Annotated in this window: 14 protein-coding genes; 5 read left to right on the top strand and 9 right to left on the bottom strand. The window is 64.4% G+C overall.

The genetic code is table 11. From position 1 onward, the window contains the following. Positions 1–149 precede the first annotated feature (149 nt). Entirely contained in the window at positions 150–1,517 is a 1,368-nt protein-coding gene (locus BR47_RS0105925; protein ID WP_029118897.1) for a sugar transferase, read from the bottom strand. Positions 1,518–2,176: 659 nt separating this feature from the next. On the opposite strand from BR47_RS0105925, the gene BR47_RS29850 reads away from it, so the two are divergent. Both BR47_RS29850 and BR47_RS29845 read left to right on the top strand, forming a co-directional pair. Beyond that, a complete protein-coding gene (locus BR47_RS29850; protein WP_051634631.1) occupies positions 2,177–3,388 on the top strand; it encodes a GGDEF domain-containing protein in 1,212 nt (403 codons plus the stop codon). 270 nt (positions 3,389–3,658) lie between these two features. Further along, a complete protein-coding gene (locus tag BR47_RS29845; RefSeq protein ID WP_177127329.1) occupies positions 3,659–5,962 on the top strand; it encodes a putative bifunctional diguanylate cyclase/phosphodiesterase in 2,304 nt (767 codons plus the stop codon). A gap of 4 nt (positions 5,963–5,966) precedes the next feature. Here BR47_RS29845 and BR47_RS0105910 read toward each other — a convergent pair whose 3' ends face one another. Both BR47_RS0105910 and BR47_RS0105905 read right to left on the bottom strand, forming a co-directional pair. Next, positions 5,967–7,031: a glycosyltransferase family 4 protein gene (locus tag BR47_RS0105910; protein ID WP_177127330.1), complete on the bottom strand. Its 1,065-nt coding sequence runs from the start codon at positions 7,029–7,031 to the stop codon at positions 5,967–5,969. Continuing rightward, entirely contained in the window at positions 7,031–8,122 is a 1,092-nt protein-coding gene (locus BR47_RS0105905; RefSeq protein WP_081831207.1) for a glycosyltransferase family 4 protein, read from the bottom strand. Before BR47_RS0105905 ends, BR47_RS0105910 begins: the two co-directional genes overlap by 1 nt. A 313-nt stretch (positions 8,123–8,435) precedes the next feature. Here BR47_RS0105905 and BR47_RS0105900 point away from each other — a divergent pair, with 313 nt between their 5' ends. Genes BR47_RS0105900 through BR47_RS0105890 form a run of 3 tightly spaced genes read left to right on the top strand, consistent with a single transcriptional unit; the run spans position 8,436 to position 12,873 of the window. After that, entirely contained in the window at positions 8,436–10,208 is a 1,773-nt protein-coding gene (locus BR47_RS0105900; RefSeq protein ID WP_231506666.1) for a serine aminopeptidase domain-containing protein, read from the top strand. Between the two features lie 59 nt (positions 10,209–10,267). Beyond that, positions 10,268–11,776 (top strand): flippase, encoded by a 1,509-nt coding sequence (locus BR47_RS0105895; RefSeq protein ID WP_231506665.1) that lies wholly within the window; start codon positions 10,268–10,270, stop codon positions 11,774–11,776. Positions 11,777–11,778: 2 nt separating this feature from the next. Next, complete coding sequence (locus BR47_RS0105890) at positions 11,779–12,873, top strand: glycosyltransferase family 4 protein (RefSeq protein WP_036426734.1); 1,095 nt, start codon at positions 11,779–11,781, stop codon at positions 12,871–12,873. Here the strand turns inward: BR47_RS0105890 and BR47_RS31930 are convergent. The 6 genes from BR47_RS31930 to BR47_RS29830 all read right to left on the bottom strand — a co-directional run bounded on the left by BR47_RS31930 (position 12,863) and on the right by BR47_RS29830 (position 22,039). Next, positions 12,863–14,884 (bottom strand): right-handed parallel beta-helix repeat-containing protein, encoded by a 2,022-nt coding sequence (locus tag BR47_RS31930; protein WP_051634629.1) that lies wholly within the window; start codon positions 14,882–14,884, stop codon positions 12,863–12,865. The two genes, BR47_RS0105890 and BR47_RS31930, sit on opposite strands and share 11 nt — an antisense overlap. A gap of 349 nt (positions 14,885–15,233) precedes the next feature. After that, positions 15,234–16,349 carry a right-handed parallel beta-helix repeat-containing protein gene (locus BR47_RS29835; RefSeq protein ID WP_141772172.1) on the bottom strand — a complete coding sequence of 372 codons (1,116 nt, stop codon included), beginning with the start codon at positions 16,347–16,349 and terminating at the stop codon, positions 15,234–15,236. 27 nt (positions 16,350–16,376) lie between these two features. Continuing rightward, positions 16,377–17,762: an O-antigen polymerase gene (locus BR47_RS0105875; RefSeq protein WP_029118891.1), complete on the bottom strand. Its 1,386-nt coding sequence runs from the start codon at positions 17,760–17,762 to the stop codon at positions 16,377–16,379. A 39-nt stretch (positions 17,763–17,801) separates the two neighbouring features. Next, entirely contained in the window at positions 17,802–18,983 is a 1,182-nt protein-coding gene (locus BR47_RS0105870) for a Rossmann-fold NAD(P)-binding domain-containing protein (protein WP_141772173.1), read from the bottom strand. 264 nt (positions 18,984–19,247) lie between these two features. Next, on the bottom strand, positions 19,248–19,670 hold the full coding sequence (locus BR47_RS0105865; protein ID WP_051634628.1) for a 4'-phosphopantetheinyl transferase superfamily protein: 423 nt from the start codon (positions 19,668–19,670) through the stop codon (positions 19,248–19,250). Beyond that, a complete protein-coding gene (locus tag BR47_RS29830) occupies positions 19,667–22,039 on the bottom strand; it encodes a glycosyl hydrolase 2 galactose-binding domain-containing protein (RefSeq protein ID WP_051634627.1) in 2,373 nt (790 codons plus the stop codon). The genes BR47_RS0105865 and BR47_RS29830 overlap by 4 nt, the downstream gene beginning before the upstream one ends. Positions 22,040–22,042 lie beyond the last annotated feature (3 nt).

Genomic DNA, 22,042 nt, shown 5'->3' with positions numbered 1-22,042 from the left:
GAAGCGTCACGCTCGCAATCACAAACAAGAATGTAACGGATGTTTCTTTTGGCGGTGCCCAACAGGCGATTTCGGTCGTTCACCTGCGCAAAGCGTGCCGCGCGCCGGATCATGGCGGACCCATGTTCATGTCCGGCCGCACCTCGGTCTCAGTAGGCGCCGTCACCGGCGAGGACGGTACGGACGGTCTTGCCGACGATGAGGAGGTCCTGGAGCAGCGACCAGTTCTCGACGTAGGTCAGGTCGAGGCGGATGGCGTCGTCAGGTTTGAGGTCGGAGCGTCCGCTGATCTGCCAGAGGCCGGTGAGGCCGGGTTTGACGGCCAGGCGGCGGCTGACGAGGTCGTCGTAGGTGTCGACTTCGCGGCGGACTTGTGGGCGGGGTCCGACGACGCTCATGTGTCCGGTGAGGACGTTGAAGAACTGGGGGAGTTCGTCGATGGAGTACTTGCGGATGATCTTGCCGATGGGGGTGACGCGTGGGTCGTCCTTCATCTTGAAGAACAGGGCGTTGCCACCGTTGGCGGCGATCATGTCGGCTTGGCGGGTGTCGGCGTCGCGGTACATGCTGCGAAACTTGGTCATGCGGAACGGTTTTCCGTCCAGGCCGATGCGTTCGGACTGGTAGAAGATCGGCCCGGCGCTGGTGAGCTTGACCGCCAGTGCCGTCACGATCATCACGGGCGCAATGGCCGCCAGCGCTGCCGCGGCAAAGAAGACATCAAAAGTTCGTTTGATCAGTGAATTCGAGCGGCTGTATTGGGGTTTGGCGATCTCGAAGACCGCCATGCCGGCGACGGGGCGGCTGGTGAGGCGTTGGTCGGCGATGTCGATGAGGCCAGGGGCGACCATCAGATCGACTCCGTGTTCTTCCAGTTCCCACATGAGCCGTCGGATGTCGGTGGGACTCAGGTGATGGGTCGCAGCCAGTGCGACGGTATCCACCCCCGTGCGCTGAACGGCGGCGAGGATGGCCTCGTCGGTGCCGACGATCGGGATGTCGCGGCCGGCGATGGTGATGACTTCCTTGGCGTGCGTCGGTCCCATCGGGGTGCAGAACCCGGCGACGTGGTACCCCGCCCACGGGTCTTTGGCGAACTCGGTGGCGATGTCCGTCGCAGCACTGGTGGCACCGACAACCAGGAGACGGCTCTGGTCGTCGCCCGAAAGACGCTTCCGGGCGACGACGCGGCGCCAGATCCAGCGGGTGGTGATCAGGCCGACCAGGCCCGTGGGCAGGGCGATGGCGAGGTAGCCGCGCGAGATGTCGAAGTGGAACAGCGTCGAGGCGATGGCGATGAGGCCGAACAGCTGCAACGTGGCCGCGGCGAGGGTGACGTACTCATCGAAACCCCGGCCGACGACCTTGGCCGACCGGCTGCCCAGTGACAAGAAGCCCATCCACGCCACCGCGATGACAGCCGACACCGCCAGATACCGCACGTGCGGACCGCCGTCGAGGGACACGTACACGGGGTGGCCAGTGGTGGTGGCGAACCGGAAAATTTGCCCAAACATGACGGAAGAGCAAATAACTAGGGCGTCGCTGAAAATGAGTATTCGCGCAAGTTTCTGGTGACGCTGCTCACGGATGGAGCGTCCTCGGTGGTTGGTTGCGGTAGCTGGCGGTAGCTGAAGCGGGGCCCCTGCTGCGGCGCCGGAACGCACGCGAGCAGGGCCGATATCGTTCGTGAGCTGGGATATATCTACGGCGGGTGTCGACATGGCTACCGGGGCGCTCTCTGCTGGGCGGGACTCACTCGGTGGATTCGACCCCGTGGTGCTTGCAGGATTCACCTGCCAGTTCGGGATCGACACGCGGACCGACGGTGGTCTTGCGCGATGCACTACTTGTTAACGAATGCGATTTTCAGCAAATTTATACCGAAGGATTGGAGCGGGCAAGTAGGACACCTAACGAACACCTGTTACGGCCATCACACTTCAATGCGTGAGGCGGTGAGGTCGCGACACTTGCCGGCGGGCCGCGATGGCCGCTTGACGTGACCAGGCGGCTGTGGATGAGCTATGAAAATTTGCCATATTGGCGATCGAGCCGGTTTGACTAGCGGAAATGAATCACCATGGACATTGCCAAATCGGGCTGCTAGCGTTCGCTTTGCTGTCGCGATTTGGGGAGATCGCATTCATCAGGTGCACCTGAAACGGGGTTCGATGTGCTGACACGGCTGCGCGAGCTATTGGCTGTTGCGCGGCTGGCCCGTGCGTGGTGGTCCGAACCGGTCGACTACGACGCGCAAATCGGGTACTTCGCTCAGCGCGGCCTACTCGGTGGCATACAACTGCTTGTCGGAGGATGCGCGGCCCTGCTCGCCGCAATCTCGATCGTCATTCAGTTCTCGCCCGCGGGGCCGTCCACCGCCTTGTCTCGTGGCGTCTCGTCGGTGTTTGCGGTGTCCGCGCTGGTCTGGGCGTTGTTGTGGTGGTTCGGGCCCTGGCCGTCGCGCGCGATGTCGATTGCCTTCATCGTCTATGCGGACATCGGTATCAGCGTCGTCGCACTGCTCGACTCCAACCGGTTGGCCGGGTTCTTCGGCTTGAACGCGCTCCTTCTCATCTCCGTCTATACGAAGTTCTTCGAAGGTCCCAAGGTCCTGGCGCTCCACACGGTGTGGGTGCTCATGGTGACGGCGCTGTTCGCGGCCGATATCGCGTGGGGGCCAGATGGAGACCCTTATCTGGCGCTCGCGAAAACGTTAGCGGCCATCGCATCTTTCGTGGTGCTGCCCGCTGTCGTGCAATTCGGGATCTGGGTGCTGCGGAACGACGCGCACGACTCGGTGACCGATCAGCTGACCGGGCTACTCAACCGCCGGGGTTTGAATCTGCGTATCGAGAGCTTCCTCGCCGACCGGGCGCACCGATCGATTGCCGGCGCCTGCGTAATCGTGCTGGTCATCGATCTGGACAGGTTCAAGAACGTCAACGACACGTACGGGCACGCCGTCGGCGATGCCGTCCTGATGCGCAGTGCGGAACGGATACGCGGCGTCGTACGCAGCACTGCACTCGTCGCCAGGGTGGGCGGAGAAGAGTTTGTGGTCGTCGATGTCACGTCACCGCAGCAGGTACTGGGCATCAGTGAGCGCATACGCGCGGCCATCGCCGCACCCGCCGACATGGCGCCGGTCACTGCCAGCATCGGTGTCGCCTCCGTTGCCTTGCCGGACTTCTCCAAGGGGGACGAGGATGCCCAGTCCGTATTGGACGCCACCATCGAGTGCGCTGACCATGCGATGTTCTCGGCCAAGCGCGGCGGAGGCAATGCGGCAGTGCGCATGACGTTCGCTGTCGGCAACGACATCGTCTGCCGTTGCGACGGCAATTCGACGCCGTGCGATGATCCCTCTCCGTTGCGGCGGCGCTGACCGGAGGCCATTTATTCGCGCGGTTCCACGATAAATTGTCGTTTCCGAAACTTTGCTGAATCTGGGGTAGGATATCCCGATACGTGGCATACCAGGGCTGTAGAGCGAGCGCAGGTTTGCCGGTATGCAGAGAAACAGCGTGATAGCGGCCGGTTTCTCCCGGCGGAAACGTCAGTCGGTTCCGACTCGACAAGGTTCGGCGGGTTGTTCACGCTAACCATGTCTTTGTCGCTACGATTGCACGAACACACCGGACTGGAGGCACCTGTGGTGCGGCAGGTTCTGATTGCGAGCGCGAACAGCGGCGTCGCCGGCGCGGTCGTCGTCGACGCCGTGATGGTCGCGCTTGCGCTGTTTGCCGTGGTGTGCGCGATCTCTGCTGCGGTGGGATCGCACGGTCGACACCGTGCGGCGTGGACCAGCCTGACTGTCGGCTTGTGCGGTTGGGTAGTCGCCCAGACGATATGGACGCCGTCCGAACTTCGGCTGGGTGCCACCCCGGAGGTGGTGCCGGCCGCGGTCGACATGGTCGGGTTGCTCTATCCGGTCGGGGCATGCGTCAGTCTCGTCCTGCTGGCATCCGGCGCCTCGCCGTGGACCAGAGCCCGGTTGCTTCTCGACGGCGCGATCATCGGCCTTGCGGCATTTGCCTTGGCTTGGGTCGTGGCGCTCGAAGACGGCTTCGCCATGGGCGCTGAGCACCGCTGGCATTCGTGGTTTGCCATGGCCTTCCCGATCGCGGACCTGGTTTTGGTCGCGGTCGCGATTGCGGTGTTGAGCGCCGTTGATCGCCGGCATCGCCCGGTGCTTCTGCTGCTGACGATCGGCAACATTCTGGGTGCGGTTTCCAACATCGCCATACTGTTCGTCGACATGTGGGGCAGTGGTACGGCGCACCGCCTGATCGATCTCGGCTGGAGTGCGGCGCTGATCTGCCTGGCGTTTGCCGCGTTGACAAGTCGCCAACAGCGAAAAGTGCTGTCCGCCACTGATGTCGACACGGCGGTCGCGCCGCGTTGGTCCGCAGCCATTCCGGTGGTGCCACTGGTCATCGCGACCGCGACTTGCTGCATCGAATTGCTGCACGTGGCGGCGGCCTGCTGCATCCCGATGGCGATCACCGCCCTCGTGCTCGTCGTGACGACCGTGGTCCGACAGGTCGTCACGTTCAACGAGAACCAGCGGCTACGGGCCGCCGCGAGAGAGCTCTTGGAGCAAGACCGGGTGACCGGCCTCGACAATGCGATCTCGTTGCGCGACCGGCTGTCTTGCACGCTGTCCCGCGCTGACCGCGACACCGAAGGCGTTTCGGTGGTGCGTCTCGATTTGGACGAGTTGGCGTTGGTGACTGCGGCCTATGGCCGTGGCGCGGGAGACGAGCTGCTGAACCTGGCCGCCGGCCGCATCCGATCGAGCGTCGGCCGCGATGATGCCGTCGCGAGGATGGACAGCGGGCAGTTCGCGGTGCTCATGGACGGCGGCGTCGAGCACGGCCGGGCCGTGGCAGACCGCCTGGTCCAGGCATTCGCAGACCCGTTCATCATCGACGGGCACGATCTGCTGATCCGGCCGAGCGTCGGACTCGCGGTGGCGACCGACGGAGAAGCCGACCTCACAGCCGACGAACTCCTCGCGCGCGCGGCGGCGGCCGTCCAGATCGCCAAGAACTCGCACCTGCGCAGTGCGTACATCCACGGCATAGACAGCGACGTCGACGACACTGTGACGACGTCGCGTATCGCGGCGTTGGGTGCGCGGCCGACCGAGACGGTCCGGCTGCTGGGCCAGCTACGCCAGGCGATCGACAGTGAGGCTCTCTGCCTTTACTACCAACCGAAGTTCGACCTGATCTCGGGCGACATGATGGGCGTGGAAGCCCTATTGCGCTGGCCCCACGCCGAACTCGGCTTGCTGGCCCCCGACCGCTTCTTGCCTCTGGTTCGTTCGCACGGCCTCACCACGTTGGTGAACGATCTGGTGATCGAGCGGGCACTCGATGACGTCGCCCGGTGGCGCGGTGAGGGATTGGCTGTGCCCGTGGCAGTCAATGTATTCGCCAATTGCCTCACCGACATCGCCCTGCCCCGGCGGATTGCCAGGGCGCTGGAAGAACGCCGGATCTCCGCGGCCGACTTGACGCTGGAGATCACCGAGGACTTCATGCTGAGCAAGCTGGGACGAGTTCAATACGTCCTGAACGGATTGCGCCACACCGGAGTACGGGTCGCAATCGATGATTTCGGCAGCGGCTATTCAACCCTGAGTTACCTGCGCGACCTTCCGGTTGACGAGGTCAAGCTCGACCGGCAGTTCGTCGCGTCTGTCCTCAAGGATGATCGTGCCGCCGAAATCGTCCGCTCCATCATTTCTCTGGCTCATCATCTGGGGGCTCGCGTGGTCGCCGAGGGCGTAGAGGACGGCGAAACTGCGGCTCGGCTCAAGCAATTCAAGTGCGACGTGGTGCAGGGCTATCTCTACAGCACGCCCATCGCCGCCGACCGCGTGCCCGCGTGGCTTCGTGAGCGGCCGGACTTCCCGCCGAGTATTCCGCGACCGGTCGGCGCGAGTACCTAGCGCGTCAGTTCTGGTCCCTGCCGGCCGGCGGCACGATGCCCACGGTGTCGAGTATCTGCTGGGCGGAGACTTCCCACGAGTAGCGGCGCGCGTTGCGAACGCCGCGCTCGCGCAAAGTGTTCGCCAGTTCCACCTCGGACTCCAGCCGATCCAGTTGGGCGAGCAGGCCGGGCATGTCATCGGGGTCGAAGTAGAGGGCGGCGTCACCCGCGATCTCGGGCAGCGATGCCGCGTTCGACGTGATCACCGGACAACCGAGAGTCTGGGCTTCCAGCGGCGGCAGGCCGAAACCCTCATACCGTGACGGGAAGATCAGACCACGCGCGTTGCGGTACAACCATGCGAGCTCGGCATCGGAAAGACGCCCGGCGACAATGGCTTTCGGGGAAAGTGCTGCCGCTTGACTGAACACCTGGTCGTTACCGGACGCGCCGACCACGACGACGGTGCGTCCGGAATCAGAGACGGCACGCACCGGTGCCGGCAGGTTCTTGTGGACCGCAAGCGTGCCAACCATGAGATAGAACGGTTCGTCCGGGGCCAAGTCGGGTCGCTGGGGTTCCACCGTCGTCAAGGCATCTGCGGCACAACCGGCGACCACGAACTTCTGCGCGCGGATGCCGAGCACGTCGTCGAGTTCCCTGGCGCTGAAGTGGGACACGGTGATCAGATGGCGTGCCCAGCGCCCGAGGAACGAGTACGAGATGCGGTAGAAGGCCACGAAAGCCCGGCGGAACGTCTGCGGGAACCGGAAGGGCGTGGCGTCGTGCATGGTGACAACTTGTCGGCGCTTCACCACCGGCGCCGGCCCGGCGAAATTGAGCAGCAGGTTCCCGAACGTTGCGGCGGGTAGGTATATCTGCTCGAAAACCACGCCGGTGCTGCGCGACTGCCGAATCTCGACCCGCGGGCTGCGCAGCCAGTCGGGGATCTCGGCGTTGGCCGGCACATGGACGACCAGGTCGGTGACGTCATTGTCGATGACTGCGCGGACGATTTCAGTGGCGTAGCGCTGCGTGCCGGTCAGATTCTGCGCCAGCCACTTTCCGTTCACGTGCACTTTCCGCATCAATGATCTCCCCTCAGCGGCTCATACAGGGCGCGAAGTGCAGTCCGCTGTTCGGTCTCGCAATTACCGGCCAATGCCATCGCGGTCTGCTGCCGCAGCGCCGCCAGCCCTCCGACCCGGCGCAGCGCCGTGATGGCGGTGATCAGATCCTCGGGACGGTCGAGCATTACCGGTAGGTCGACACCGTGCAAGTACGCACGCCGACGTGCGACCACCGGCAACCCCATGCCCGCGGCCTCCATGATGGAGATCGGAAATCCCTCCCACGACGCCGTGTGCAGGTACAGATCGCACCCGGCCATCACATCGAGGGCCGCACTACGCGGTAGCCAGCCGGTGACTTCGACTCCGTGCGCGCGGAGAAGGTCGATGTCCTCGTCGGTGCCACCACCGATCCACACGGCCTCCAGCCCGCCGTGCACCTCGGCTGCGGCACGGAACGCCTCGGCGAAGAACCGCGGATCTTTTTGTGGCCCTAGGCGTCCGTTGCCGACGATCCGCAATGTCGGCTCGCTTGCGGGACGGTCGGCTCGGGGCAACCCGGGGGGTTGTACGTTCGGTACCGTCACCACGCGCGGCGAGCTCAGCGGCCATCTTGACAGCTCGGCCTCGCGCGGAGAGCACGCCGCGTAGGCGGAAGTGTTGAACGACAACAACCATTCGAGTATGCGAAATCCCTGCCGCACCGCCCAGGACACGTCCAGCCGTTCGAACGAGTAGCAGTGCGGCGTGTATACCAGCGGGCGCTTGCTCGTCCGGCGCACCGCGGAGCGCACGTACGCGCCGGCCATGCTCGAGTGCGCGTGCACGATCACGTGGCCTGGTGTAGCGCGAAGCAACCGGCGAAGGAACCTGACCCGCGCGATGGTGCCGGGGGGCAGCTGCGTCTTCGTTGCGAAGTACGTCAACTCGTCGATGTCCAGCCGCGCCTCGTCGCGAAACGAGTAGACGAGGTGATGCTGGGCCTCGGGGTAGTTGCGGACAAAGTCCCCAATCGCTGACGCGGTACCGCTGGCGAATGATTCCGCGACGTGAATGATCGACGGACGTCGGCTGGCCACGATGCCCAACGAGGAGTTGGGGTCTGCCACTTCGTGCCTCCGGACGTGAATTTAGCAAACGCAAATGCCGTTGCTCTATCTCGCATACCGTAACCGTTCTCTGTGTGACGGTCTAGCCGGAATCGGGGCATGGCGCGATCGTTTGCGGTGAGAAATCCCATATTGCAGCGGCTATACCGGCCGGTCTCGACAATTCGAAGGGCCTGTCGCATGTCCAGCGGAGTTCATTTTGGTCGGCTTAAATGTTTGATAGTGCACTTCTAGCGAATATCGGAAGGCTCCGTGACTGTGTATCGTGGAGCGCGACCATATGGCACTTGGATCACAGAGGGGGCTCTGGTTCGTGGACGAGGAAGCTGCCCATACGCAGCCGACATGGTTCGGCCCCGAAACGGCACCCCTGTACGGAGTCGTCCACGTTCCGGCAGGGCGACGCGCGCGCGGCGGCATCGTGATCTGCCCGCCATTGGGCAAGGAGCACGTCGACACCTACCGAGGACTCAAACTGCTGGCTCAAGAGTTGTGTGAGCGCGGCTTCATGGTGCTGCGGTTCGACTATCACGCGACGGGCGACTCCGCCGGGGAGCTCGGGGCCGACTCAGCTCTGAGCGACTATCAGGACAGTATCGGCACCGCGGTGCGGTATCTGCGAACTGCCGGGGTGACGCGGATCGGCGTGATCGGGCTACGGATGGGTGCCATGCTCGCGGCTACCGTCGCATCCGATCTCGACGGGCTTGCCGCGCTTGTCCTGTGGGACCCCGTTCTCGACGGGCGACGGTATCTCCGCGAGCAACGGACGCTGTACAAGATGACGGTCGGTGCGGACCTGGTCGACGTCGACCGTGAGTCCATCCTTGGCACGACCTTCTCGCCCGAGTGCGCACGACAACTCAAAGGCATCCAGATGCCGGAATCGCTCAGCGCAACCGTCCCGACGCTCATCGTCGCCAGGCCCGAGCGGGCGGACGAGCCGAAGATCAAGGCGCTGCTGGCGAACGGCAACTGCGAGCTGGCGACTGTCGCCGGCCAGCCTGAGTACGTCGAGCCGGTGACATTCGTGGTGCAGATCCCGGTGGCAACGCTGACGCTCATCGCGGAGTGGCTTCATCAGGCGATGGACACCGGCCGAGAACCGGTGGCGCCGGCCATCGCGCGCCGCGCACAGGTGGCCCAGCTGCCCGACGGCCGCGCGGTCGTCGAGACGTTGGACGAGTTGGGGCCCAACCGGTTGTTCGCCATCAGGACCGCCCTGGCGGATACGGCACCGGACACCCCGACATTGCTCATCCACAACACGGCGTGTGAACATCGCGTCGGCTCAGGGCGGGTGTGGACCGACACCGCACGCGAGCTTGCCGCGCACGGCCTCGCTGCGGTGCGCTACGACCGTCGTGGTACTGGTGACACCGGTTGGGCCACAGCAGAATTCGCAACAATCTATTCGCCGGAATCCAACACCGATGTGCATGACGCGATGGTGGCGACCGGGATCCCTGCCGAACGCCTCATGATGACGGGGATCTGCTCCGGCGCGTGGAATTCGGCGATCGGGGCCATCAGGTACGGCGCCCGCGCGGTGGTGCTGGTCAACGCCATCCTCTTCAGCATCCGTCACAAGGCCATCGGACCCGAGAAGTTGATCGGCATGACGCCGCCGAATCCCGGCGTCGAACCTGCACCCGAGCCCCGCACGCTCGAAGCCCGTCTCAAGAGACTGGTCAGGCGCTGGCTGCCGTACCGGCTGTGGCTGCTGATGGGCCGGGTCGGCTTGACTGAAGTGCCCGAAGTCCTGCTGACCGCCTTGGGACGTCACGGCATCGTCGTCGACATGGTGATGTCGCCGGAGGACCAGGCGTGGTTCGACAAACAACGTGGGCAGCACGGCATGGCACGGCTTGAGCGTCGTGGCTGGGCACCGACCATCACGCGTGCACCGACCGGCGATCACCCCCTGCTGCAGCGCGACATCCAGAATGTCGCGAGTGCACGGATTCTGGCTGTCGCGCAGCGCGAGTTTGCTGAACTGCTGCCAGAATCTGTTGATGGCGACGCCCGACGTACCGCGTTGCCTCACAACGCAGATCCTCCCGCGCCTTGCTGTGAGCGAGGGTGACCATCGGAATGAGAAGTAGGCGGCGTGACGCGGTTGAGCGTGTGGAATCTGGCGGCCAAGTGACTGCCACGGGCAGTAGCGGACCTGACGCGTCCGTCAACGCTGACGCGGACAAGCGTCGGCGGGACGAACAGGATGCGGCCGCCGGGAGAAACACCATCGCGTTGCTGTTGAGCCGCCTTGCGATCGCCCTCATGGGATGGTCGGGGACGGTCCTGATCGCCCGGTTGCTGTCGCCGACGGACTGGGGCGTGTTCTCGTTCGTGTTCGGACTTCTCGGGATGATGTCGATCGTCACCGATCTCGGCGTGGGCCGGGTGGTGCTCGGCAGACTGCTCGAAGCAGATGACGAAGACGCCGACGTCTTCGCGAGCTCGTTTGTCGGTCTGCGAGCGGCGTTGGGGCTCCTCGGATATGGGATCGCGGTCGGTTACGTCGTCGCCATGGGTTATTCGGGCGAGGTCATCCGGGCGACCGCCCTGGCCGGCCTCGTCGTCGTCATCGCCACACCCAGCCATGCGCTGTCCGTCCTCTACCAGAGCCGGCTGAAGATGGTGACCGTCGCCGCGGCGGAAGCGTTCGCCCAGCTGTTCCAATTGATCCTGACCGTCCTCATCGCGACGACCCACCCCGGCTTGATGATCTTCATCCTGCCGGCCATCGCAAATGAAATCTTCTCGGGCACATGGAAATTGATCGGCGTCCGCCGCGGCGGCGTCGGACCGCGGATCACCAAACAGCCGCGCCTCAAGCTGTGGCGCGAGATGCTGGTGGAAGCCATTCCACTGAGCATCGGGTTGGCCATGATGACGTTGCTGTCCAAGGTCGACATCCTGATGCTCGGCAAGCTGGATCAGTTCGACTCGGTCGGCCTGTACAGCGTGGCCTACAAGTTCGCCGATGTGCTGTCGTATGCGGTCCTGGCCATCGTGACGCCGGTAGCAACTCTGTTGGTTGCGGCGTGGCCGCTGATGACCGACGAATTCCGCAGCCGGGTGCGTTCTTCCGCGGTGCTGATCGGACTGATGACCTGTCTTGCGGTCGCCGGCATGTGGGCATCGGGCGACGAGATCGTGTCGCTGCTGTACGGCCAGCGGTTCGGCGTCTGCGCAGACGCCGTCCGCATGCTGTTGATCGGGGCCGTGTTCGCGGCGCTGTCGCACCTCATCCTCGTTGCTTTGGTGTCGGCGTCGCGACAACGGGCCTATCCGTGGGTGGCGTGCGGTGCGTTGGTGCTCAACGTCGTGCTGAACGTCTATCTGATTCCGCGGTTTTCGTACAACGGTTCGGCCGGCGCCACGGTCATCACCGAGATCGTCATGTTCATCGCTATGTGGGCGCTCGCGGCCCGGACCATTCCGATCGACCGGCTGTTGCCGGTCTCCAAGTTGCTTCTGGTCGTCGCGCTGACGGTCGGCGTATGCGCGGTCACCGAGGTCATGCAGGGCTATGTGCCGTGGGTCGTCGTGGCCGCGTGCTCGGTCATTCTGTTCGTCGGTGGCGCGTTCGCGCTGCGGCTCCTCGACCGCCAGTTGCTCGCGCGACTGCGGCCGGCGCGAGCGGCGTGACCATGGCGTCGATCGTCTTCGTCAATCGTGCTGGGCGGGTGTCGGGTGCGGAAGTCGTTCTGCTGCGGCTGATTGAAGCCGCCCGCGAGCGCGGCGATCAGGTTCGCGTGGTCAGCCCGGTGGGCGTCCTGGCAGACCGGCTGCCCGAGGACGTCGCGCACGTCGAGATCGACGAACTCGACCTGGGCGGCGCCTCGGGGGTCGCACGGGTGTTGGCACTGGGGACCTTGGCGCGCCGGTGGATCCGTGCCGCAGCGGTGATCCGCCGCAACGTCGACGCACACGATGTGGTCATTGTGAACTCCCTGCTGGCGCTGCCGGCCGCCCGCTTCGCGCGGCTTCGGCAAGGGGTGTCGTGGCTCGTCCACGACACCATCGACGAAGCCAAGCAGCGGGCCATGGTGAAGATCGGCAGGCCGGCCATTCGCCGCGCAGTGGCGGTGTCACCGCCGACGGCCGCGCCCGTGCAACAGCTCGGGCTTGACGTATCAGTGTCCCCGTTGGGTGTCGACATACCGGGTGTGCGCGCACAGCGGGGGACGCGTTCGCACCCGGTGATCGGCATCATGGGAGTGATCACGCCGTGGAAGGGCCATCAGGTGCTGCTCCAGGCGCTCACCCACGTACCCGAAGTGCGGTGTGAGGTGGCGGGCAGCGCGTTCCATGCCGACGCAGACTATCTCGCTGAGCTGCAACGGTTTTCGGACGCCGAACTGGAAGGCCGGGTGCGCTTCCTCGGCCACGTCGATCCGGTGCCGACCGTGCTGAACTGGGACATCTTGGTCAACGCCAGCACCTCACCCGAAGCCGGCCCGATCGTGGCGCTCGAGGCGATGAGTGTCGGCGTACCCGTGATCGCGACCGATCACGGCGGCAGCAGTTGGCTGCTGCGCGACGGCGCCGGCGTACTGGTTCCCGTCGGGGATGCCGATGCGCTGAGCGCGGCGATCACCCAGGTGCTCGAAAATCCTTCCGGCGTAGCCGAAATGGTCGAGCTGGCATACGAACGGGTGTGTGCCGTCCACGATGCGCGGCGGGCGTTTCCGGCGATGCTGGATGCGCTGTTGCCGGACTCGCGGCGCGAACTCACGCGATGATCGTCGTACCACCCATCGTGATGCCGCTTGCGCTGTAGCTTCCGCTTGGCGTGTTGGTGTAGAAGATCGGCAGGGTGGTCTTGTCGAAGCTGATGTTCTTGAAGACGATGCCGCTCATGCTCGATCCGGTCTCCTGGATCAGGCCGATCTCACGCTGCGCCGTGAGTGGTGTTCCGGTCACCGAGAGGTTCTCGATGGTCACGCCGGTGGCAGGCTGGCCCGTGTTGCCGGCGTAGACGAGGATGGCCCCGTGCACGACGCCCGAGTTGTAGTTGGCGCCAGTCACGGTGCCGCCGTTGACGATTATGTTGGACACACCCATCGTGTTGTAGCTGGGCTCGGAGGCGATGTACACGCCGGCGCCGTTGGTGTTGGAGACCTTGATGTTGTTGTACGTGATGTTCTGTCCGCCCACCACGGTCACACCGCGGCCCCAGGTCGTGCCGTTGACGATCGGGTTGTTGATCGTGATGTTGGAGCAGATGGTTCCGTCGGCGATGTAGGACACTACAGACACCCCGTCGTCACCGGTGCTGTTCGTCACCGGGTTGTTGACGACGCCGTCGTGAGCGCCACCGGTCATCGAAATCCCGTCCGCGCGTGAGTTGTTCACCGTGATGCCGGTCAGGTTGAACCAGCCGGCACCCAGGACGTATATCCCGGCTCCGGCAGCACCGTTGATGGTGACGTTGCTGACCGTGGCGTAGTTGCCTTTGATCAGCAGCTTGTGCTGTTCATCGGCGTAGTAGCGAGGGCCGGTCAAGTTGGCGCCGAGAGTCAGATTGCTCATGGTGACGTGGTCGGCGAGAATTTCGACCGCCGACGTTGCGTCGTTCGTGGCCTGGAGCGTCGCGCCATTGCCGTTGATGGTCAGGCCGGACACGGTGATCTGCAGAATTCCGGAGTGGTAGAACGTCTTTGGGGCCAGGGTGAGCGTCGAGCCCGGCTTGAGATTGCTGAATACGTTCTGCAGTACCGCGGTGCTGTCGCCCGTGATCGGCGTCGCCAGAACCGGCACCGTCACCGTCTCGGATACTTTGGACGAACCGCTACTGGCGAGGACGGTGAAGCTCGAGGTGTTTGCGTTGGCCGAGACCGCGGAGAGGTCCCGGGCCAACTTGGTCGGCGTGTAGGTGAAGGTGCCGTCCGTATTCACCGTGACGGTGCCGTAGTTCGGTTGTGCTGACACGGTGTACGTGACCGTGCCTGTGCCCTGGTTCTTCACGTTGAGCGATCCAGACACGGCGCCCGTGGTGGCATCTGGCGTACCGACGGTCGGCGTGCCCGCAGCGAGTGAACTGCGACTCGTTCTGATCGCGGTCACCGGTTTGAGGAGGGTGGTCAGCGACGTTGTGCTCGTGGTGGTTGCGGTGGCCGGCGTGGGCTGAGCCGCGATGTCGGTCGTCTGGGTTGGGGCACTCGTGGTGGTTTGGGCGGCGGGTGCGGTGGCCTGCGCCGGACTGGGCGCGCGTCGCGTCCACGCGGCGATGGTCCAGGCGATCGGCGCACCGATGGGTGCCGAAGGTGCCGCGCCGTTGGACGACGGACCGGCTGGCGTGGTGACGCTTGCCGTCGTGGGCAACTGTGCTGCCGGAGTGCTGACGCCTGTCGAAATCACTTCCACCTGTACTGATTTCGCGTTGGCGGCCCCTACGTTCGGTGCAGCCGAGGAGAGTTGCGATGGCACCTTCTTGGGTGGTGTCACCACCGCGCGCGGGGTACCGGGGTTCGGCTGTACCGCGGCAGGATTCTGCGGTGGCACCTTGGGGGCCGCGACCGCGGCGACCGCCTGCGCGGAGCGCGCTTTCCGCGGCTCGTCCGTCTTCCCTTGGGCGCGAGACGTTTTGGCTCGATGAGGTTGGTCGCTTCCGGTTTTCTGGTCGCTCTGGTGTGGCGCGGTCGACGTGACCTCGGGTGCTGCTGCCGCGGTGCCCATGCCGGCGATGGCGGTACCGATGCCCAACGCGACCGCCAATGCGCCGACCCGCCCAACGCACATGGTGATGTCCATTTGCCCGACCTCTCGACGCTTTATCGGGCCGCGGAGCTACGCGGCCGTCATTTGTCGCAACGATGATGACGAGCATTGGGCGCAATGTGTGGCATTTCGGAAATTCATCCCAGATGTCGACGGGAAGCAAAAAGCATTCAAACTTCGCCACAATTTGAGTTTATTGACGCAGAATGCATCATATCTGCAGCATATTGATGTTCAATACCTTTTGAATCATTTTGCCACAACGTCAGTTTTGTGTTCAATTTCGACGCGCGGCAGAGTAACAGATGTTACCGTCGCCCCGCCTGTAGCGCATTGCAAATGACGTTTGCTGCACATGGCTCCGGCGACCAGGCGGCAGGTTCTAGATCGAAGTGACGTCGATGCGCTTGCCGTCGTTGGTCCAGTTGGCCACGGTGTAGCTGCCCACCGGCACATTGGTATAGAACGGCGCGACGGTCGTCGCAGTCAGATTGATGTTCGACAGGTTGATGCCGTGCATCGCGCGGTCGCCGCCGTTCGTCTCATCGACAATTGCCACGTTGCGGTTCACGGTGGTACTCGTGGCGGTGACCGTCACATTCGACATGGTGACGTCGTGCACGAATCGTCCCTGATTGCCCGAATACACGAGAATGGCGCCCTGCTCGATGTCCTTGTCCCAATTGGCAGCGGTCACAGTGCCGTCGGAAATCGCAACCCGCTCGACGGATCGCGTGAAGAATGGATTGCCCTCGTTGGCGACGTATATGCCGGCGGAACTGGTGTGTGCGACTGAAAAATGGCTGATGTCAACGTTGTTTCCGCCGACCACGGTGATGCCGCGTCCCCAGCGGGTACTCCCGACGGTGATGTTCCTTTCGGTGATGTCGTGGCACGGCGCCGGGTCGTGGTCATACGACACGACTGCGACACCGTCATCGCCGGTTTGATCGGTCTTGATGTTCTCGACCTGACCGAAGGCCGAGCCGCCCGTCATGTGCAAGCCGTCGGCGCGCGTACCGGTGATCGTGATGTCCCGGGCAACGAAATGCGTTGCACCGCTGAAGTAGATGCCGGCACCGGCCGAACCCTGCACCCTGACGTTGCTGACGGTCGCGCGCTGCCCTTTGACGACGAGTTTGTGCTGTTGTTCGCCCATCCAGCGCTTACCGTCGGACGGGGCGGCAAGCGTCACGTCGGTGATGGTGATGCCGTCGCCGAGGATGTCGACAGCGGACGTCTCATCATTGGTCGCAGTCAGCGTGGCGCCGTTGCCGTTGATCGTGACGTTGGGTGTCCGAACGGTGAGGATGCCCCGGTGATGATAGGCCCGAGGTTCCAGGGTCAGCGTCGCGCCGGGTTGGAGCGCGTCGAATTGCGCCTGCAGTGCGGCGGTGTCGTCCCGGACGTCACCGCCGTCCGCGGCCGACAGCGGATTGCAGGCGGCGACCATCATCACCACGGCTGCCAGTACCGCAAACGTTGTCCGACCTCGCACGGAGCGTCCCCTCTCAGACGACTGCGACTACTGCTGATTCAGTGGCGTGGGCTGCTTCGGCCAGATCGTCGCGCGCCGGCGAGCCCTGCGTTCGGTGATGAGCACTCCGATGATCACCGCGGCGAGACCGACCCAGGCGTAGGTGACGCGACCCTGGACCCAGTACATGTACCGCGGCCACTCGACGAGCCCGGTGAAGAACATCGGATACACCAGGAGGCCGCCCAGGCTTCCCCGGCAGAAGTGGCGATACAGCAGTCCGGCGACCACGCCGAGACCGAAGAAGAACACGAGGCCGCCGATCTGGCCGTAATCGACGAATGGAGCTTCGTACCCGCTGGGGTTGTTGAACTCAGGGTTTGCGTACTGCTCGAGCACCCGGTAGTAGGGCGAATCCGGATCAAATGTCTTGGGGTAGGGCCGATCATGACCACCGAGGCGCTCGTAGAGCCGCAGTTGATAGATGCCTTGCACCGACCAGAACGACTCGAGCGTGTCGTAGGGGATCCGGCCCGGCCAACTCATGTGATCGACGATGACCGCGCCGTTGTTGATGGCTGTCGCGTAATAGCCCGCCAGCCGATTCAGCACAAACGTGGGGAACGAATCTTCTCCGTGCATCCGGTAGAACATCCACGACCGGAAGTACTCGAAGAACGCGAACGTGACGATCACCAGAGCGATACCGGCGACGGGGATGGCACGAGCGATGGTGCGCCGCTTCCGGTCCCGGGTGGACAGCCAGCCCGCGCCGACGACCACCACGGGGACGACGAGCTCGAGGATCGCAAGGCGCTCCGAGTAGATGTACGAGCGCGGCACGGACAGCGCGAGAACGACGAGCAGCTTGATGAGCTCCGCGCGGGTGTACTTGTGCGCCAGCAGGATTGCGGAAACGACGACTGCGGCGATGCCGATCTGGGTGAGGGCGGTTACACCGGGAATGTTGCCGATGGCCGTTTTTGCCGGAGCATCCCACGGGTGGTCGGAGCCGCCGAACAGCTCGGCGGGCCCGAGTCCACTCTTGACGATCAGAACCGCGAACCCGACGTATCCGACGATGGTGAGGGTCGTCAGTACCGTGCTCGCGCGTTCGAGGGCGGCGCGGCGCCGCTCGGACAGCGCCGGCCATACCGCGGCCAGATTGTCTCGGGCGGGCATGGCTGCGATGGCGATCATCGCGCCGAAAGCGAAGGCGAGCACGCCGCACTCGAACAGCCATAGCATGCTGTCCGTCACGACTTTTGGTTCCTGCCAATACGTTCGGAACTGCTGATCGTCGACCGATGCGGTGAGCAGGATCGCGCTCGAGCCGACGGCGAGAGACACCACAGCCGGCGACAGCCATCCCAGCCGGAGTTCGCCACCTGTGGTCGACCCGGTTGCGGCGCGGGGTTTCGTTGCCATCAGCATGCGGCGATCACCGCCGTGCTTGCCGGCTGACCCGGGCTGTCACGCGCGCGTCGCCACGACAGAGACGGGAATGTCGCGGTGCGCTACGGAACGGGCGGCGACATCGACGTCGTGAGCGGTGTCGAACCCGATCCGAACGGCGACGACGATCTGGTCGGCCGTGTCGGCTGCCTCGACCGCGACGGGTGAACTCCAGGTGCCCGCGTCGAGGATTGTCGTCTCGGCGCGGCGGGTGCTGTCGCCATCGGCGAGATCCTCACTGACGGCCTCGCCGTGCTCGGCTGCGGCGAAGGCGATGTGCCTCGCCACTGTCGCGGAGCCCGAATCAGCGGACGCCCCGACCACGAGGATGGTGCCGGTGCATGGGCGGGGGAGTTGCGCATAGATCGTTCGCGCTGCCGGCTCGTCGACCTGCCGGCGCGCGAGCCGAAGTACCGGCCTGAGCGCGAGCTGGTCCTCGCCGTCCAACTGGGTGACCGACGTGACGATGCCCGTATGCGTGCGCCACACCATGGCCCCGGCCATTGCCACGATGCCACCGAGGAGCCCGCCCCCGATGGGTCCCAACGCCGGCGAGCTGAGCAGTCCGGTCGCTTCGGCGATGCGGGTCGGCTCTACTGTCTGCACACCCGGCGTGCGAAGCAGCTCGACCTGAAGTGACGTGCGCCGGAAATACAGCTGGACGAGCTCGTCGGTCGGGCGAGTCGCTGCCGGTTCACTGATCCGCTGCGCCTCCTCGAGTTTGGGGATGACAGCGTTGACGGCGTCGAGGCTGGACTGGTACCGCTGCTGGTTCTGATCGAACACGTGACCGGTGAAGACGGTGACGGCGGCATCGACCGTCCGCCGAGCTTCGTCCGAATTGGCGGCGGTGGCCGAGAGCGTGACGAGGTTCGACTTGCCCGCCTGCGATGCAGAGAGCGTGGGCTTCTTGCTTTCCCCGAGTTTCTTGGCGACGGAGTCGAGATAGCTGGGAGATGACAGGTACGCCAACTCACCCGACATGTAGTCGGGCATCGTGTTCAGCAGCGGCTGCGTGCCGAGCATGATCTGGTTCGCCTCGATCGGCTCGTCGACCCGAATCGTGGTGCTGGCGGTCACATCTTTGCTCGGGGCCAAGGCGAGTGCACCGATCAGTGCGCCGAGCGCGATGCCCACCAGTGTGATCGGCCACAGCGGCGTAACCCACTTCGAAATCGCAGACCTACGTCGCTGTCCCACGTCGGCTCCCTCCAAACCTGTTCGTGTGGCCTAGACAGTAATGAAGGCTGGGCCAGATGGCAAATTTACAGAGATGTTAGCAATCATCGCTGAGGCGCGAGTGATGCCTTGGTCTAGCTGGTCGGCGAGATGATCCAATGATCGCCATAAATAGCCTTCTACATGGCATTTAACGTCAATTGCTCCGACGGAATTGATAGTCGACGACTCCATCACATGGCGTTGCTAGAAGCATCATATTGCGACTACAGCAACACCTCTGAATCAAGCCAGGTCAAGTGATGTGGTCGCGCAGACCGCCACCACCACGGCGGCAGCGTGGCATTCGGCGTGGGTCAGCGACAGCGAGATCTGCCGCCATTGCTGCTCGTCCGCCAGCTCTGCGGCTGAGCCACTCAGCCGGAGGGTGACGAGCGGTTTCGCCGTCACCACCTCGATCTCGCGGGGCACGAACGCGGCATCTGGGCGTGAAAATGCCTTGATAGCGGCCTCTTTAGCGGCGAATCGGGCCGCGAGTCGAGAAAGCCGGCTCGGTCCGGCACATGCGGCCAGCTCGTCGTCGGTATAGATCTTGGCGAGGAACCGCGCCCCGAACGTCGACACGGAGTGTTCGATCTCGTCGAGACTCACCACATCGCAACCGACCCGGACGTGGTGACCCGGAACCTGCACCTCAGGAACGATCACGCCGATCTCCGTATCGGAATCGGCGCGCGCAGATCGATCGACCCGACTGTTCCGGTCGGCGACTCACCGCCGCTCTGCCGGGTCAACGTGATCTGACGCGGTAGTCGTGCCGCCACGTGCAAATAGTTGTCGCTGACCCGCCAACCAGAAATCTCGATTTCGATGTAGCGCAACGCAACCTCGGACACCAACTCGAGCACCCATATGCCTTCCGACACCGGGGATGCCGTCGCGGTCAGCAGTGAAGCGGCTTGCCTGCCTGCAGGATTCACGACCAGCACGTCGTACACGGTCGGTCTGCCGTCGAAGGTGACCCGGGCCTGGACCGCATCCGCTGTCGGCGGGCCGAATTGATAGGCCTGTGACAGATCTCGGAATTGTCCTGACAGCTCGGTATCGACGAATGCGGTCGACGAGGCCGGGGGCACCGTGATCGGTCGAGTGACGTCCACCGCAACGCCCACGGAATTCGTTGCCGTCAAGGTCAATTCACCACGCAGCTCCGCGTCGGTGTCGTTGTACACGTCGATTCTGACGCCGGCGAGGCCCTCATCCGAGAGCAACACCGCTACCGGAGCCCAGGTCCTGGCCAGCACAGCCAGTGCCGGTTTCGCCCCGCCGTCGGAGTCCAGAAGTCCCCACCCGGCGCCGGGCACTGTGTCCCGGCCGGACAGCACAAGGGCCCCGCCACAGCCTGAGTCGGCTCGCCGCCAGTAGGTGAAGCATTCGCGCATCGCGGTGGCCACGGCAAGGCGACCGAGCTGCAGATACCGCCCGGGATCCGTGCGCCGGACGGCGAGCAGTCCTTCACCGAACACCTCGTGCGCGTAGAAGTCGCGGACGTCTTCGAAGTCCCAGGAGGAGCCGCGGTCCCGCGGCACGCCGGCCTTCCAATCGGGATGATGCCCGGCCACCGCGGCGGAGCCGAAATGACGTTCGACGTAGTTGGACACCGGGGGATTGGAGAACGCCAGGCTCTCGGCAGCGAACCGGATTCCGGCGCTCCGCACGTCGGCGATCGGTCGTAGGTAGCCACCGACCCCGAACCAGTGCGCTATGCCGGTGTCCGGGCGGATCGCGAGATCGGCGGTACCGGGTGGGGCCGACGGTGAGGCCCGGACGTAGTGGGCATCAGAGTGTTCCGCGACAGCGGCACCAAGTACTGATTCCAGGACCTCAATCACCGACTCGTCTTGGCTGAGTCCCAGCATCTCGGGCTGTTGCAGCGTCTCGCTGCCACCGCTGACCACCGCCAGCACTGGGTTTCCCGACACTCCTTGCAGGACCGAGATGAGTTCTCTTGCGATCAACTCGCTCTGCTCGACCGGGGGGTCGAACGTCGCCAGCATGGCGTCTTGCCACACCAGCAGGCCCGCCTCGGCGCAGGCCTCCCAGAACTCGGCCTGCTCGAAGAGCAAGCCACCCACCACTCGCACCATCGTGGCACCGGCGGCCGCGAAAGTCCTTACCTGATCGCGAATCTGATCGGGATCGGCGAATGCCCGGATGGGGTCCGGGGGAGACCACGTCACGCCCCGGCAGAAGATCGCAGTGCCGTTCACGCTGATCCGAAATCCGTCCGCTGCGACCGACAGTGTCCGAAATCCGACGGGCCGGTCGGCGACTTCCACGCCATCGGCCTCAAGGCGTACCCGGTACACGTGTTGCGGGCCATAGCCGTTGGGCCACCAGAGCAGCGGAGACGGAACGGCGACGTCGAACCGGAAGCCACCTCGGTTCGGTGCGGTGGTGTCGTCGGCTATCTGTCGGCCGGCCGGATCCACCACGGTGAGCCGGATCGTGCGCGCACCGCTGGTTCCCGCAACTGTGATGACGTTTCCGTCGACCTTGGTGACGACATCGGTCCGGGTCTGCGCGGTGACAGCAGTCACCGGACGCCAGATGCCAACGGGTGCCGGAAGATTCCCGTACACGGGGGCGCGGCCGATGAGCGTCGTTCGAGCCCACCGCAGGCCCGGCGCACCGACCAGCGTGGAGCGCCAACGTCCTCTTGGCCTTCGCGTCCTGAGCCAATGATTCAGCGACGCGAAGCGAATCACCAGCTCGTGATCACCGGCATCGCATTCGATGCGCAACGGTAGAAACATCGATTCACAGTCGGCCACCGGCGACCCATCGAGAAAGACCGTGGCGGGGAAGGTCAGTCCTTCGAATTCGATACTGGTCGCGTGTTCCGTGGTCAACGTGGTCCGGTACCACCAGTCGTGGTCGTCGGGGTTGCCGACGAACGCGGACGCCACCGTCGCCGGGATGTCCAGGGTCGTTGCGGCAGCCCAATCGTCAGTCAGCTCCCCGGGTCCTGCAACGGAGCCGGGGTCCCGGCGCAACACCTGCCAACGTGCCGGCATCGC

It is taken from the genome of Mycobacterium sp. UNC410CL29Cvi84 (genome assembly GCF_000686745.1).
Classification (GTDB): domain Bacteria; phylum Actinomycetota; class Actinomycetes; order Mycobacteriales; family Mycobacteriaceae; genus Mycobacterium; species Mycobacterium mucogenicum_B.
This window is presented reverse-complemented; position numbering and strand designations above follow the sequence as displayed.